The sequence below is a fragment of the Bacillus sp. AM1(2019) genome, from assembly GCF_009906915.1.
Taxonomy (GTDB): Bacteria; Bacillota; Bacilli; order Bacillales; family Bacillaceae; genus Bacillus; species Bacillus velezensis.
In genome coordinates this window covers 4,018,680-4,034,282 of the sequence record NZ_CP047644.1, presented here as the reverse complement: position 1 = coordinate 4,034,282, position 15,603 = coordinate 4,018,680, and the positions used below count along the sequence as shown (strand labels likewise).

13 protein-coding genes and 1 pseudogene are annotated in these 15,603 nt (G+C 44.9%); 6 read left to right on the top strand and 8 right to left on the bottom strand.

Annotation, left to right across the window (positions count from 1 at the left end; all coding sequences use genetic code 11):
• Nucleotides 1-37 precede the first annotated feature (37 nt).
• From hutG to hutP, 5 genes are all read right to left on the bottom strand, one after another.
• Nucleotides 38-988 carry a formimidoylglutamase gene (gene hutG, locus GNE05_RS20055; RefSeq protein WP_072176812.1) on the bottom strand — a complete coding sequence of 317 codons (951 nt, stop codon included), beginning with the start codon at nucleotides 986-988 and terminating at the stop codon, nucleotides 38-40.
• On the bottom strand, nucleotides 981-2,246 hold the full coding sequence (hutI, locus tag GNE05_RS20050) for an imidazolonepropionase (protein WP_160183141.1): 1,266 nt from the start codon (nucleotides 2,244-2,246) through the stop codon (nucleotides 981-983). Before hutI ends, hutG begins: the two co-directional genes overlap by 8 nt.
• A 1-nt stretch (nucleotide 2,247) precedes the next feature.
• On the bottom strand, nucleotides 2,248-3,912 hold the full coding sequence (hutU, locus tag GNE05_RS20045; protein ID WP_156735370.1) for a urocanate hydratase: 1,665 nt from the start codon (nucleotides 3,910-3,912) through the stop codon (nucleotides 2,248-2,250).
• Nucleotides 3,909-5,447 (bottom strand): histidine ammonia-lyase, encoded by a 1,539-nt coding sequence (gene hutH, locus GNE05_RS20040; RefSeq protein ID WP_160183222.1) that lies wholly within the window; start codon nucleotides 5,445-5,447, stop codon nucleotides 3,909-3,911. Before hutH ends, hutU begins: the two co-directional genes overlap by 4 nt.
• Nucleotides 5,448-5,558: 111 nt before the next feature.
• Nucleotides 5,559-6,005, bottom strand: a complete 447-nt coding sequence (gene hutP, locus GNE05_RS20035) for a histidine utilization transcription antiterminator HutP (RefSeq protein ID WP_004393292.1) — start codon at nucleotides 6,003-6,005, stop codon at nucleotides 5,559-5,561.
• 241 nt (nucleotides 6,006-6,246) lie between these two features.
• Between hutP and GNE05_RS20030 the strand changes: the two genes are divergently transcribed.
• From GNE05_RS20030 to GNE05_RS20020, 3 genes are all read left to right on the top strand, one after another.
• Nucleotides 6,247-7,653, top strand: coding sequence for an arabinan endo-1,5-alpha-L-arabinosidase AbnB (locus tag GNE05_RS20030; protein WP_160183140.1), 1,407 nt, complete (start codon nucleotides 6,247-6,249; stop codon nucleotides 7,651-7,653).
• Between the two features lie 156 nt (nucleotides 7,654-7,809).
• Entirely contained in the window at nucleotides 7,810-8,733 is a 924-nt protein-coding gene (locus GNE05_RS20025) for a restriction endonuclease PLD domain-containing protein (RefSeq protein ID WP_053285303.1), read from the top strand.
• 12 nt (nucleotides 8,734-8,745) lie between these two features.
• Nucleotides 8,746-10,752, top strand: coding sequence for a Z1 domain-containing protein (locus GNE05_RS20020; protein WP_053285304.1), 2,007 nt, complete (start codon nucleotides 8,746-8,748; stop codon nucleotides 10,750-10,752).
• Between the two features lie 131 nt (nucleotides 10,753-10,883).
• Here GNE05_RS20020 and GNE05_RS20015 read toward each other — a convergent pair whose 3' ends face one another.
• On the bottom strand, nucleotides 10,884-11,990 hold the full coding sequence (locus tag GNE05_RS20015; RefSeq protein WP_053285305.1) for a DNA cytosine methyltransferase: 1,107 nt from the start codon (nucleotides 11,988-11,990) through the stop codon (nucleotides 10,884-10,886).
• A gap of 169 nt (nucleotides 11,991-12,159) precedes the next feature.
• Between GNE05_RS20015 and GNE05_RS20010 the strand changes: the two genes are divergently transcribed.
• Nucleotides 12,160-12,570, top strand: coding sequence for a very short patch repair endonuclease (locus tag GNE05_RS20010; RefSeq protein WP_032875610.1), 411 nt, complete (start codon nucleotides 12,160-12,162; stop codon nucleotides 12,568-12,570).
• 559 nt (nucleotides 12,571-13,129) lie between these two features.
• Nucleotides 13,130-13,860: pseudogene (locus GNE05_RS20000) on the top strand (protein rep); the annotation flags it as partial.
• Between the two features lie 44 nt (nucleotides 13,861-13,904).
• Here the strand turns inward: GNE05_RS20000 and GNE05_RS19995 are convergent.
• The gene (locus GNE05_RS19995; protein ID WP_032875613.1) at nucleotides 13,905-14,528 is read right to left on the bottom strand and encodes a hypothetical protein; all 624 of its coding nucleotides are present in this window, start codon (nucleotides 14,526-14,528) and stop codon (nucleotides 13,905-13,907) included.
• Between the two features lie 133 nt (nucleotides 14,529-14,661).
• Between GNE05_RS19995 and GNE05_RS19990 the strand changes: the two genes are divergently transcribed.
• On the top strand, nucleotides 14,662-14,838 hold the full coding sequence (locus GNE05_RS19990) for a hypothetical protein (protein WP_024085988.1): 177 nt from the start codon (nucleotides 14,662-14,664) through the stop codon (nucleotides 14,836-14,838).
• A 199-nt stretch (nucleotides 14,839-15,037) separates the two neighbouring features.
• Here the strand turns inward: GNE05_RS19990 and GNE05_RS19985 are convergent, their stop codons facing one another.
• Nucleotides 15,038-15,493: a MerR family transcriptional regulator gene (locus GNE05_RS19985; RefSeq protein WP_053285306.1), complete on the bottom strand. Its 456-nt coding sequence runs from the start codon at nucleotides 15,491-15,493 to the stop codon at nucleotides 15,038-15,040.
• Nucleotides 15,494-15,603: the final 110 nt, after the last annotated feature.

Sequence of the window (15,603 nt, the reverse complement as noted above, 5' to 3'; positions counted from 1 at the left end):
CTTCCGGCAGCCGAGAGCACGCGTGCCGGATTTGACTTTAACGTGACAATTTAAATCCCTTTAATGCATGTAAAATGACGTGTGCGGCTGCCCGGCTTGTCATATCGCGAAAATCAAGTGTCGGATCAACCTCAACGATCTCAATACCTGAGATGTCAGCCTCCTGGGCTAAAAACCTGACCGCCTGAAGCAGTTCTTCGGTATACAGACCTCCGGGGCCGATCGCAGGACAGCCGGGCGCATGAGCTTGATCCAGCACATCCATATCAACCGAAATAAAAATGGCGTCGGCTCTTTTTTGAACGGCCGGCAAGACCTCTTGTATCGTTCGGAGGAGCCCTTTCTCCCGGATCATCTCCATTGTATGCACGTCTGCCTGCCGCTCTTTTACATATTGTTCATATGCCAAGCTGTTGCTGAACTCCCTGATTCCAAGCTGAATCAGGTTTTGTCCGCTTATGATATTTTCATCTAACAGCCGGCGGAATGGCGTGCCGTTTGTCGGCCCTCCGTCTTCTGTGTTGCGGACGTCGTGGTGGGCGTCGAATTGAAAGACGGCCGTTGTTCCTTTCGTTTCCGCAATGGCTTTAATGGTGGAATAACTGATGGAGTTGTCGCCGCCGAGAATGAAGGGCACCCAGTCAGGCTGATCCGTCAGAATATCATAAATGGTCCGATAAATGTGTTCGTGAGATGTGACGACATCCGTGACGTGAATCTGAATATCGCCGATATCGTACAGATGGTCAATGACATGCTCCCGCAGCTCCGCGGAATATGCGGAAATGCCGCCGAGCGCCCGGCGGATCGCACCGGGTGCAAAGCAGGCGCCGGAATGGCTGATTGACGACTTAGAAAGCGGAACGCCGATCAAAGCCGGCCCTTTGATCGTTTGTCCCGCCCACGCTTCCGTCACATCGCCGATCCTTGTCACATGGCGGTCGTTGAAGAGGGAGCCGGCTTTTTGCAGAAACGGATACTTATCCAAGAGCGGCTCCCTCCCTTGAAACGACCGTCTTTCCGTTCTTGATGACACGGCGGACATGATTGACGCCGTAATGATACGGGATATACATGTAATTCGGCGCTTCCCAAATGACAATGTCAGCCGCCCGTCCGGCTTTAATTTGTCCGGCCTCTTCGCCTTTTCCGATCGCATACGCGGCATTAACGGTGACAGCGTGCCAGATTTCTTCTGCGGTCATTTTTAAATGAAGCGCGGCAATCGACATAATGAGCTGGAGATTTTCCGTCGGTGAGCTGCCCGGGTTGAAGTCAGTCGCCAAACTGACCCGTACGCCCGCATCAATCATCTTCCGGGCTCTCGCATAAGTGTGTTTGCCGAGATAGAAAGTCGTGCCCGGCAGCAGGACGGCGATCGTTCCGGACTCCGCTAGCTTTTCGATGCCTTCGTCAGACGCCCCCACCAAATGATCGGCAGAAACAGCATGCAGTTCTGCCGCCAATTCCGCGCCGCCGAGCGGGTCAATCTCATCAGCATGGATTTTCAGGCCGAAACCAGCTTCAGACGCCTTTTTCAGGTAGTTCCGCGACTGGCTGACGGTAAAGACGCCTGTTTCTGTGAAAATATCGGCAAATTGCGCGAGGCCTTTTTCTTTTATGTCAGGCAAAAGCTGCAGCATGCGATTCAGAAATTCGTCAGGGCTGTTCCGGTACTCAGGCGGAATGGCGTGTGCTCCCATAAAGGTCGTGACGAGGTCGACCGGCTGGCGCTCACCCAGTTTTTTCGCCGCGGTCAGCTGTTTCAGCTCCGTGTCTTTGTCGAGTCCGTACCCGCTTTTTACTTCCGCGGTTGTGATGCCGTATGACAGCATGCGTCCGAGGTGAAAAAGCCCTTTTTCAATCAGTTCTTCTTCGGAGGCGGCTTTCGTGTCTTTGACCGTTGACAAAATACCGCCGCCTTGCGCCAGAATATCCAAATAAGACATGCCCTGAATTTTTAAATTCAGTTCTTTTTCGCGGGACCCTCCGAATACAAGATGGGTATGGGGATCGACGAGGCCGGGGGTGACGAGCCGTCCCCCGCAGTCGATAATGTCTCTTGCCTCGTATCCTTTCTCCGCTCCTTGATGTCCGGCAAAAACAATGCGCTCGTCGTGAACGCCGATGACGGCATCTTCCGTGACATGAAGATCCTGCATGCTCCCGCCGGATCGGGGGCCGCCGGATTCCATCGTCAGCAGCTGGCCGATGTTGGTGAGTATGGTATCTATTTGTTTCGGCATGTTACCGCTCCTTTTTCATCGGTATCATAATGTCTTGTTCCTCGGCGACTTGAACCGCTTTTTCATAACCTGCGTCCGCATGGCGGATGATGCCCATACCCGGATCGCTTGTCAGAACGCGGGAAAGCCGTTGTTCCGCAAGGATGCTGCCGTCAGCGACCGCGACCATTCCCGCGTGAAGGGAATACCCCATGCCGACGCCCCCGCCGTGGTGAAAAGAAACCCAGCTTGCGCCTGATGCCGTGTTGATCAGCGCGTTCAGCACCGCCCAATCGCCGACCGCGTCGCTTCCGTCTTTCATCGCTTCTGTTTCCCGATTCGGAGAGGCGACAGATCCGCAGTCTAAATGGTCTCTTCCGATGACAATCGGGGCTTTCAGCTCGCCGTTTCTGACCAATTCATTGATGGCGAGCCCCATCTTTTCCCGTTCACCGTAGCCGAGCCAGCAAATACGGGACGGCAGGCCTTGGAACGTGACTTTTTTCTGCGCCATGTCAATCCAGCGGTGAAGGGCTTGATTTTCTGGAAACAGCTCTTTTAATAAAGCGTCCGTGCGGTAGATATCTTCAGGGTCGCCGGACAGCGCAGCCCAGCGGAACGGCCCTTTTCCTTCACAAAATAAAGGCCGGATGTAGGCGGGAACGAATCCCGGAAAATCAAAAGCATCGGCGAGCCCCTCATCTTTGGCAGCCTGGCGGATATTGTTGCCGTAATCAAAGACGATAGCCCCTTTTTTCTTGAAGGCGAGCATGGCTTCCACATGCTTTTTCATACTCTGCCTGGAAAGCATTACGTATAATTCAGGCTGATCCCGGCGCAGGCGGTCGGCCTCTTCAAGTGAGTATCCTGCCGGAATATAGCCGATCAGCGGGTCGTGAGCGGAAGTCTGATCGGTCACGATGTCAATATGGACGCCGCGGTTCAAAAGCTCATGATGCACCTCTGCCGCATTGCCGAGAAGGCCGATCGATAAAGGCTCTCCGGCTTCTCTGGCAGCTTCGGCCCAGCGCAGCGCTTCGTCAATTGATGCGGTTTTCCGGTCGCAATAGTTTGTTTCTATCCGTTTATCAATCCGTGTTTCATCCGCTTCAACGGCGATGACGACGCCATCATTCATCGTGACGGACAGCGGCTGGGCGCCTCCCATTCCGCCAAGTCCGGCCGTCAGCGTAAGGGTTCCTTTCAGACTGCCGCCGAAATGCTGTCTCGCAAGCTCCGCAAAGGTTTCATAGGTGCCTTGCAAAATACCTTGTGAACCGATATAAATCCAGCTGCCGGCCGTCATTTGCCCGTACATCATCAGTCCTTTTTTCTCAAGGTCATGGAAATGCTCCCAATCCGCCCATTTCGGCACGAGGACCGAATTAGCCAGCAGGACGCGGGGCGCGCGGCTGTGCGTGCGGAACAGTCCGACCGGTTTTCCGGATTGGATCAGCAGTGTTTCATCATCTTTTAACGTTTTGAGGGAGCGCTCAATTGTGTGAAAAGCTTCCCAGTTTCGCGCGGCCTTGCCTATGCCGCCGTATACGATCAGATCCTCCGGCTTTTCGGCAACCTCCGGGTCAAGGTTGTTTCGGAGCATGCGAAGCACGGCTTCCTGCTCCCATCCTAAGCATTCAAGTTCGGTGCCGCGGCCGGCGCGGATTGATTTCTTTACATCAGTCATCTTGTAAGTCCCCCTTCATTGGTCATCAGTTTTTGGTGATGCTCATTCGGCAGAAAAGACTCCTTTTTCAGCCAGTCACTCAGATGTTCGATGTCATAAGAAAACACGCGGTCTTCTTGTATGGACGGCACGATGTTTCTCATTTCGAGATAGAGCTGTTTTGTGTACGAGGCGCAATATTCCGCACCCCGGTATTCCACGGCCTGCAGCGCGCAAATGGCTTCAACGGCAAGCACCCGTCTCGTATTCGCGATGATCTGGTAGGCGTGCCTTGAGGCGATGGTTCCCATGCTGACGTGATCCTCCTGGTTTGCCGATGAAGGAATGGAATCGACACTGGCGGGATGGGCCAGGGTTTTATTTTCTGACACGAGGGAGGCCGCCGCATATTGCATGATCATCGCTCCGGATTGTAAGCCGGGCTGAGGGCTCAGAAAGGGCGGCAGGTCATTCAGCTGCGGATTCACAAGCCGTTCAATACGGCGTTCAGAAATATTCGCAAGCTCGGCCGCCGCTACTTTGAGAAAATCCATGGCAAAGGCGATCGGCTGTCCGTGAAAGTTTCCGCCTGAGATGATTTTGGCGCCGTCTTCGAAAATGAGCGGGTTATCTGTCGCGGCATTCATCTCAATTTCTAATTTTTCTTTTACATACGCTAATGTCTGCCATGATGCGCCGTGGACCTGAGGAATACAGCGGATCGAATAGGCGTCCTGGACACGCAGCTCCCCTTGGACGGTCGTCAGTCTGCTGTCTGACAAGTAATAGCGGATTCGCTCTGCGACATCCATCTGTTCCTGATATCCGCGGGCGGCATGAATGTCCTCGTCGAACGCATCGATAATGCCCTGAAGGCCTTCGATCGTTAAGCTCGCGATCCGTTCCGACTGATAGGCCAGCTTTTCGGCCTCGAGGTAAGCGATCAGCCCCATCGCGGTCATGGCCTGCGTTCCGTTGATCAGCGCGAGTCCTTCCTTAGAGGTCAGGACGGCCGGCTGAAGGTTTGTCTGTTCTAAAGCATGAGCTGTCGGCATCCGGGCCCCTTCGTAAAAGACTTCGCCTTGACCGATAAGCGCCAGTGCGAGATGAGAAAGCGGCGCCAAATCCCCGCTCGCCCCCAGTGACCCTTGCTGCGGGATGACCGGGTGAATGCGTTGATTGAGATACGCGAGCAGTTGATCAATCAGCTCAGTCCGCACGCCGGAAAAGCCTTTCAGCAAGGCATTGGCTCGCAAAAGCAGCATGGCCCGCGATACAGATTCCGGAAATGGATCACCGACGCCGCACGCGTGAGAAAGAATCAGATTCAGCTGCAGATCCGCAGCGTCTTCTTTTTGAATCAGCACATCGCTGAACTTGCCGAATCCCGTCGTAATCCCGTAAATGGTCTTCTCTTCTTGAACGATCCGTTCAACCGCCGCCCTGCTTTTTTTCACACGTTCCATGCTTTCGGCAGATGCTTGAACCTTCTCAAAATCAAACAGCACACGCTGGGCATCTGCGGTTGTCAGTGAGGAACCGTCTAACGTCACCATCATTTCAACCCCTTTTCCTTTACTTTGGTAAAGCGCCCATACAAAAAGGAGCTATGCCATGAAAATGATGTTTCACGCATAGCCCCCTATCATCTGAATCTATGGGCTGATTCATATGTGATTAATTCCGACTCCGAATGTTTCGTGCTCTAGCCCCTTAATCGGAGCTCCGATCGTGCCGTAAAGTGAAACGGCGATCCAATCGCCTTCCGCCTCGCTTTCATACGGATTTCCCCGCAAGACGGCAAACTTCAGGCCCACAGTACGAAGCAGCGAGCCAAGCAGCATTTCGCCCCGCGTCACTCCGTGCAAAGCTTCCATTGTGGCATGATACAGCGCATGTGATTCGCGATAACCCTCAGATTGAATGACGCCGCTCTTTTTGGAAGCGGTTTCAATTGCAGCTACCACCTTATGCGCATCCATTGAACCCACCCTGCCGAGACAGACTTTCCAGCCGTCCCGTTCCAGCCGGCTGATCTGCTGGTTTTCTTCAGTCTCATGAAGCAGAAGAAGGACGGACAGTCGCCCGATGCGGCGGTCTTTGTGTAAGGTCATATATGCTTCACTCAATTCTTAAATATTCTGATAACTAGTAACTGTTTTTTATATTAAGTGTTTGCGAATCAGAAGTCAAAACTTTTTTTCCAGTCTTTCACAAATCAGATTGCTATCGAAGTAAAGCGGTACATCGTGAAGCCGGCGCTGTTGATCACATATTTCCGCCATCCGCGTCATAAAATGGAGCGTTGTCTTGAAAGCGTTTTAAGAAAAGAAGAGAGCGAGGAGATTTCAGAAAATGAAAACCAGTTTCTTTCGTGTGTGCCTGGTCTCGGCAGCGGTCATCGGGTTCACTCTGCCGCAGGCAAAAGCCCAGCATCCGGTTTTTTCAGAGGTCAGCGTGCATGATCCGTCCGTCATCAAAACAGGCGATACATATTATGTATTCGGCTCGCATTTGGCTTCCGCCAAGTCGAAAAACCTGATGCAGTGGCAGCAGATATCTTCAAGCGTCAATCCCAATAATCCCCTGATCCCGAACGTCTACACCGAATTAAAAGAGACATTCGACTGGGCCCAGTCTGATACGCTGTGGGCGCCGGACGTCGCCCAGCTGGCTGACGGGAAATATTACATGTACTATAACGCCTGTAAAGGAGACTCGCCGCGATCCGCTCTCGGTGTCGCCGTGAGTGACAAAATCGAAGGACCCTACAAAAACAAAGGCATCTTTTTGAAATCAGGCATGGAAGGAAAAAGCGAAGACGGCACGACGTATCATGCAAACGTTCACCCGAACGTCGTAGATCCGCAAACGTTTTTTGACCATAAAGGCAAGCTCTGGATGGTGTACGGCTCTTACTCCGGCGGAATTTTCATACTGGAAATGAATCCGAAAACCGGTTTCCCGCTCCCTAACCAAGGCTACGGAAAAAAACTGCTCGGCGGAAATCACAGCAGAATCGAAGGCCCGTACATCAGCTACAATCCGGAAACGAAATATTACTATCTGTATCTGTCATTCGGCGGACTTGACACAGCCGGCGGTTACAATATGCGTGTGGCGCGCTCTAAAAATCCGGACGGTCCGTACTATGACGCCGCAGGTCATAACATGCTTGATGCTAAAGGAAAAGACGGCAGTTTCTTCGACGACAAAGCAATTGAACCGTACGGGGTTAAACTCATGGGCGGCTATAGCTTCGCCTCACAATCTGAAAAAGGCACGGGCTACGTATCGCCGGGACACAACTCCGTGTTTTACGACGGGAAAACGAAACGATCATACCTCATTTTCCACACCCGTTTCCCGAACAGAGGAGAAGAGCATGAAGTCAGAGTGCATCGGCTGTACATGAACAAAGACGGATGGCCCGTTGCAGCGCCATACCGCTATGCGGGAGAACCGGATTCACACATATCGGCGGCCGCTGCATCCGGAATCTACAAACTCATCCAGCACGGAAAAGACATCACAGCTACGATCAAAACCCCAAAAAACATCCGGCTTAACAACGACGGCACCATTTCCGGGGAAATGACCGGAACCTGGACAATAACGGACAGCAGCAAAGCCCGAATCAACCTGAACGGCACAAATTATGACGGCGTCTTCCTGAAAGAATGGGACTCAGCGAGAGAGAAGGAAGTTGTGACGTTTAGTGTGCTGAGCGGTGATGGGGAGGCTGTTTGGGGAGTGAAGTGACTTTGCAATGCATTTGTAAGTACTAGACTAGTTTTATCCAAAAGAGATATAATAAGTATGTATATGCAATTAACGCAAATCTAATTCTTAAACTTTAGTCCTTGAATAATGTTTTTAAAATAGGAGGGAAGTTCTATTCTTGTATACAAAGATCGTTTGTTTAATAATATTATACTAAATCCATATAACAAAGGAAGAAGAAAGCTAAAAGTGATTACTGCTTATGCTTCCCCTGCTTTTTTACATCATGTACTATATGCACTTAATGAAATTGAAATTGAAATGTACATCGGTATGACTAAATATCAGCCAATAACAGTATGGGATCACAAAGAATACTTAAAAATGGCGAGTGAAACTAATAGATTAAGTGTAAATTATTTTTATGGAGAGAGACCTGTCCACTCTAAAATTATTTATTGGGAGCAGGAGGGATTATTTGCATCAGAACTAGCTTTTGTTGGATCTGCAAACTTTACTAGAAATGGCTATGTTAATTATAGCGAAATAATGACAGAGGCTGATCCCATAGAAATAGGCAATATTTTTGAAGATATTGGAGAGTATATAGATTTTAAGCATCCTAATATTGAAGAGTATATTACATTTACATATCAGTCTGATTTAAAAAGCTCAGAAAAAGAAGGGTCTGGGTTAGGGAAAATAGTAAAAGAAAAAGAATATAAACATTTTGATTTTCCGTTAACTATTAAAAGTGATAGAAGGAAGATTCATCAAAAATCAGGGTTGAATTGGGGACAGCGTCCGGATAGAGAGTCGAACCAAGCCTATATCCCTATTCCTAAAGAAGTTTATACAACTGACTTTTTTCCAGATAAGAAAATGCAATTCAATTTGATAACAGATGATGGAGAGAGTTTTACATGTGTAGTAGCGCAAGAAAACAATAAAGCTCTTGAGACACCAGAGGATAATAGCATACTGGGAAAATACTTCAGAAAAAGACTCAACGTACCATTAGGCAGTTTTGTTAGGGTTGAAGATTTAGATAGGTATGGGAGACATCATGTCACCATATATAAAATAAATAATGAAACTTATTTTATGGATTTTAGCTAAGGGAGAAATATAATGATTCGATCTGGAATAAGTAAGGTTGAGAAGTTCAGCAGAGTCCTAAAGAGAGAATTAGCAGAAGAGGAAATCAATAAGATAAAAAAAACAGCTGAAGATATGAATGAAAAGATAGGGTTTCCTAATAATGAAACCCGTCAAGGTTTACTGTTTGGACAAGTACAAAGCGGTAAAACAAATAATATGTTGATGACAATTGCTCAAGCCTCGGATAATGGCCATCGTTTATTTATCATACTGACATCTGACAACCTGTGGTTGTATGACCAGACCTTAGAGCGTGTTCAAGAAGCGCTCCCCGGGTTACTTACTCTTGGAAAGGATTCATGGGGAATTGAATCAATGACCTCTAGAATTCAAACAGCGTTAAACCATAACGGAGGAGTTGTTTTAGTTACCACTAAGAATAAAAAAATATTACCTAAAATGCAGGAGTTTATTAAAGAGCACATACCCCCGAATACAAGATCAGTTATATTTGATGATGAAGCAGATCAAGCGAGCTTAAATACGTTTGCCAATACTGAAGTGCAGGATAAATTAAGTGAAGTAAGTGCTGCTATTGTTAACCTTAGAGATTTTTTTAACAATCATGTCTATGTTCAAGTAACCGCTACGCCTCAAGCACTGTTATTACAAGGCGCAAACAAAGAATTCCGACCGGATTTTATTGTGAAATTCAGTCCCGGCGCAGGTTATATAGGGGGAGAAGCGTTCTTTGAAGAAGGTGCTGGTGCTCTCAAGACATTTGCAGACTCAGAGATTGATGACATAATGAACGAAGAATCAGATATTGCTCCCCATACAAAGGGGCTTGCTATCCCTACCGGTTTAAGACAAGCTCTATGCACTTTTTTTATTGGAGCTTCAATTAAAATTTGCAATGGAGAAGGGGCAAATTATACATTTCTTTGTCACGTCAGTCATAAACAGGACGACCATCGAAGGTTAGAGACGATGGTTAATGGTTTTATTACAAGTCTATCTAAGGCTTTGCACGAAGAGAACCATGAAACAGAAAAAAATATTGTATATACTTATTTAAATGAAGCTTATCAAGATTTGGTGCAAACTAACAGCAGGACGCCTTCATTTGAATTAGTTATAGCGGAGCTAGCTGATAATATAACCAGCACGCAGTCACAATTAATTATTTCGGGGAGTCATTTTAAAAAACCCAGATACAGTTCCCCATTTAATATTCTAATAGGAGGAAATAAATTAGGCAGGGGAGTAACAGTTAAAAGGCTATTAGTTACTTATTATGGACGTTCCAGTCAAGCGCCAAAAGTTGATACAATTCTTCAACATGCCAGAATGTATGGTTATAGAGAACGAGATTTAGGTGTGCTAAGATTTTTCACATCGTACTCAATAGCTGAGATTTTTACAGAAGCCTATCTTTCTGAAAAAAGATTAAGAACAGTAATTAATAAGGCTGATTCTAGTGACCTTCAAGCATTAGTTCTATCAAGGACAAAACACTCTTTGCTCAGGCCGACAAGATCAAATGTTATCTATCTGGATTCTGTATTATTTTATATGTCAGGAAAACGCTATTTTCCTAGAAATCCATTGGTAAGTAATGTGGGTTTGCTAGATCAGTTATTAGAAGATTATAAAGATGAGCAAGGGCTGGAAATGATAACGATTCAAAGATTGATAGAAATCGTCAATCTAACTAAGTCTAAGAATATTGAGGGCGGCAGCTGGGATGATGAAGCAATTTTAGCTTGTTTGAAAAATATGAAAGAGATGTATAATAACCGTGGCTATATTGCCGTACGCAGAAACAGAGACATAAAAAAGAATGCCAGAACAATGCTGTCATCTGATGATAATTTATTATTCAATCCGCATGGTCCGACTTTAATTATGTATAAGTACACTGGATCTGCGAATAAAGGGTGGTCTGATGACAAACCTTTATGGGTGCCTAATTTAAGGTTCCCAGATGGAAATACCTATTTTATGTTTTCAACTAATGACATACCGAACGATTAAAAATGCTATAAAAGGACGGGACTGATCTTAACGATCGAACATTGATTAAAAAAGGGGGTCAGTCCCATTTTTTTATTTTTAAACAAATGAAAAACTTGCAAATGTTGTCATTTGCAAGTAACGATTGTATTTTAGATGAGAAATGGAACTTTTTCCTCTTTAACTAACTCTTTAAAAGTCCATTTTGGCTCAATGGAGTCATATTCAATTCCAGCAAACGTTTTTAGTATCGCTTCTGCAATAATTTGAGCAGCTTTTGGAGGGACAGCCATACCGATTTGCTGTCTTACCTTTTCTTTCTTTCCTTCAAATACAAAATGATCAGGAAAGGTTTGCAAGCGTGCCCGTTCTCTATTTGTTAAGGCGCGGGGCTCTTCCCAATGGTACACGTGAGTGCCGCCGCCGCCACTTCCAGTCACCGTATAAGATGGTTCATCCGGATGAAGACGTTTATAAATCTGACTCATTCGGGCACCTTTCACTTTAAGTCGTAATTCTTCCGGGATGCCCTCATACCAGGCGTTCTTTCCGGGAGGAATATAGTTCAGCATCTCAATAGTTTTTTGATTATGTTTCGTAGGCTCATGATTTTCAGTAAAATCAAGAATAGGCGGATTATTGAGTGCATCGTATGCAGTAACATACTGATTTGGAGTAGTAGGAGCAGGAATTTTAAATTCTAAATTCTGGTCTTTTCTGATACCTACTATAATAATACGGTGTCTTTTTTGCGGTACGCCGTATTCCTCAAATTTATATAAGTGAGGAGTGATTGTATAACCCATCCCCGCTTCTCCCAGTTCCCTCAATATCTGAATAAAAGCTTTACCTTCATTTGCACTTTGCAGACCGCCCACATTTTCAGCAATGAAAAATTTCGGGTTATGATAATTGAGCACCTTTACACCATATGAGTAAAGAGGGCCGTAATCGCCGCTCATTCCTTTATGTTCTCCAACTATACTGTAATCATTGCAAGGGAATCCAAAGGCTAATGCATCTATAGGAGGGAGGCTTTCTATATCCAATTCTTGTACAGGACCCTCAATTACTGACGGATCATCAATATTTTTGCAGATATTTTTTCTGTATGTTTTACATGCAGATTCGTCATAATCATTAGACCACTCATGTTTTATGCTGTATTCATTACCGGAACTGTCAACGACACGGGCACTTGTAATTCCTAAAGACAGTCCTCCTGGTCCGCTGAACAATTCTCCTTTTCGGAAGATCATATAAAAACCTCCATTTGTTGATCTCATACACATTATAAACTATAACACATCTTAACGCTAAAAAGAGAACGTTTGTTTCGCGAATTTAAAAGGAGAAAACTTTTGTTTTAATAGAAGATTTAAATGTTTTCATTGAGGGAAAACTTTTACAAATCGGGAGGGGAATCGTATGGCTGACACTCATACAAAAGAACAAAGAAGAAAGAATATGCAGGCGATTAAAGCAAAATCAAAATTAGAAGATAAAGTATCCGCAGCCTTATGGAACAGGGGGCTGCGATTCAGAAGAAATGTTTCATCTCTTTTTGGTAAGCCAGATATAGCTATTAAAAAATACAAAATTGTTATCTTTGTTGATTCTTGCTTTTGGCACGGATGCAGCTCTCACGGAAATCAGCCAAAAAGCAACAAAGTGTATTGGGAGAAAAAACTGAAGCGGAATAAGGAAAGAGATCAAAAGGTTACTTCCTACTATATAAAACATGGCTGGCATATATTAAGGGTTTGGGAACATGCTTTTAAAGAGAATTTTGAAAGAACAATAGATGAGATAGAAACTTTTATAAAAACGAATATGTAAATAACTGATTATAAATTTTTCCGGTGATAAATAATTCCTTTTTCTTATTCATCCAAATAAACCCATAGTGTAACATGAAAATAGTCTATAATGCCCGAAATTTACAAGCGAGGTGTTTACTTATACTAGCAGAGATGAACGCATTACATTCGGCAAGAGCCGACTTTGATATAAAACAAGAGCACATTCATGCCTTGAAACAAGTCAGACATGAAATAACAAATTTGCAGATATCAACCATTTGATCAGTCAGCCTCATTTATCCCTGCATACGTGGAAAGGGAGCCATGCAAAGGCCTTTGAAGAGTGTCGCGAAGATATGGCACATGCCTGGGCTGATATCAAAAAGGACCAGGTGAACGGGATAATTGAACGCATTAATGAAAAGATTTCTATATTAGAGGGTGACGTGCATACACTTCAGCACAGAATACGATCAATTGAGAATGAGATCCGAAAACAAAAAGAGAAGAGATGAGGTGCGATATGGGACAGGAGATCAAGATGGATTTCCATATGATAAAGCAGGGGACAAACTGAAGCTGTATCAAGCCCATTTAATAAATTAATTGTAGAAGAAGCTAACCGGCAGTACAGTTGCGGGTGGATTTTTCTCACGCTGACTGTCAGAAATGTAGCAGGAGAAGAGCCGAAGTCTAAGATTTCTGACATGATGAAAGGGTTTAATCGTCTCATGAAATACAAAAGGGTCGATACAGCGGTACTTGGCTATTTTAGAGCTTTAGAGATTACTAAAAATCATGAAGAAGATACATATCATCCGCTTTTTCATGTGTTATTGCCTGTGAAGAGAAGTTATTTTGGCAAAAATTATATCAAGCAGGCAGAATGGACAAGTCTTTGGAAAAGGGCGATGAAACTGGACTATACGCCGATTGTTGACATTCGAAGAGTCAAGGGAAGAGCTAAAATTGATGCTGAGCAAATTGAGAGCGATGTGCGGGAAGTCATGATGGAGCAAAAAGCAGTTCTCGAAATTTCTAAATATCCTGTTAAGGACACGGATGTGGTGCGTGGCAGCAAGGTGACGGATGATAACTTAAATACTGTGTTTTACTTGGATGATGCGCTTTCTGCGCGAAGGCTGATCGGGTACGGCGGCATTTTGAAGGAGATAGGAGATACATAAAGATCTGAGATCTGAACCTTGAAGATGCGGAAGACGGCGATCTGGTTAAGATTGATGAGGAAGACGATGAGGTGGCAAACAGCGCTTTTGAGGTCATGGCTTATTGGCATCCCGGCATCAAAAATTACATAATCAAGTGAAAGGGAGCAGGCCATGTGGCTTGCTCTCTTACTTTGTGGAACCGTTATTCAATACAAGCAGAAACGATGGCCGTAATGCCAAAGAAGTCCATTATCGCCTCTTTTATTTCAGGGCTGGCTTTTGAAGCTGCTTTGGAGACTGCTTTGTTCCAAGCGGTTTTTTTACTGCGGTATTTTTTCTTGTAATAATTGTAGTACTGATATGTTTTAGTGACGAATGTCTTTACTCCACCCAAGGCTTTTATTGCCTTTTTGATCTTTAACAATTTTGCAGGAGCGAAAGCTAGGCTGGCAAGTGCGGTACCAACAGCACTTATACAACCTAGGACACCTTGAGTCTTGAATGGTTTGTCCGATTGATGAAGCTCAGTTGCAGCGGCGTTCATATCATTGATTAGCGATTGATCATCGATGTTATTTCTGAACCAATCTAAAATTGCATCAGAACCTTGGTTGACCACTGAGTCAGGTATGTTTTCAATTGCGTATAATGCTTTTTGACTAGAAAGCAAACTTGAAAATTCTTTTTCGAGATTAGTGTCTCGAACTAATGATTGATTATTCGGTGATTCAGCGGCTTCAGCGGCTGTCGTTCCAAGGATTGAAAATAAAAACACTGAAACAACTGCCAAAATAATTTTACTTCTGTACTTTAGAACAAATTTCATATTATCCCCCTTTTTTACTTGAAAATACCTTGTAAATTATAAACCATTTTACCGCTTGATTCCATTGCGGAAATTGTGTCATGATGGATTTAGGTATATAAAGTGTTTAACAGAAAGAGTGAGGGGATCAGCAATGAGTGACAAAAAATATGAATCTATACACTGGTTTGCGTCAGTACTAGCGTTTTTATTAATAATTTTGAATAGCTTTTTTACAAAAATTGAGGGTGTAACTGTTGGTATTGCGATTGTATACATAGTGATCATGGGAATTGTTAGGAGTACATGGAAAAAAGCTAAAATAGATTAAGCAGGCCTTCAGGCCTGTTTTTTTATTGCGGTGCAAAAGAGAGAAAATTGTTATGCATGAGTGAAAAAATAAAAAAGTGGACTCGGTGAAAGTCTCCTTTTTTGTAACACGCCTGACGGAAATCGAGAGATTTAGCATGTACACAGGGTTGTGTGTATAAGTGCGCCATTTTCCGTGTGTTCTATTTCCAAAATTGCCACTACTTTTTTTGTTTAGTGGCTGCGATCATTCTTTGTGTCTCTAGCGACTTCCGTAATGCCGCAGTGAGTGTCTCGTGTCTTTCATGCTGTCTTTTTTCGAATTGTTCCATCCGTTCCGCCATTCTTTGGTTGAATTCTTCCTGTCGCTTCATGAATTCCACCAAAGGATTGTCCTTTAGCGATGTAGCGGTATCCGATATGGTCAGTTTTGAACGATACAGGCTTGCTATATGCTTTACCGTTTCGTCGAGTGAGTGTCCATTGATCTTAGTCATTGTACATAGATACTCTAAAGTCTTTACGTCATCTTCGGTATAGAGTCGCCATCCTTTCGAATCTTTATTGAACGAGTAGCCTTGTTCTTCAAGCATACTGGCATACTTGCGGACAGTCACCGGCTCTATACCGAGGTGTTTTGCGACGTCCTTGGACGATAATTTGACTCCCATATCCATCACGAATCACCTCGTAAAATAGGTTCGCTATGGCGAGGTCAGACACCTTTAAGTGTTGCACCCTTTATTATGATTTGAGTTGTTTTGAAAAGGGTGCATTTTAAAAGGCG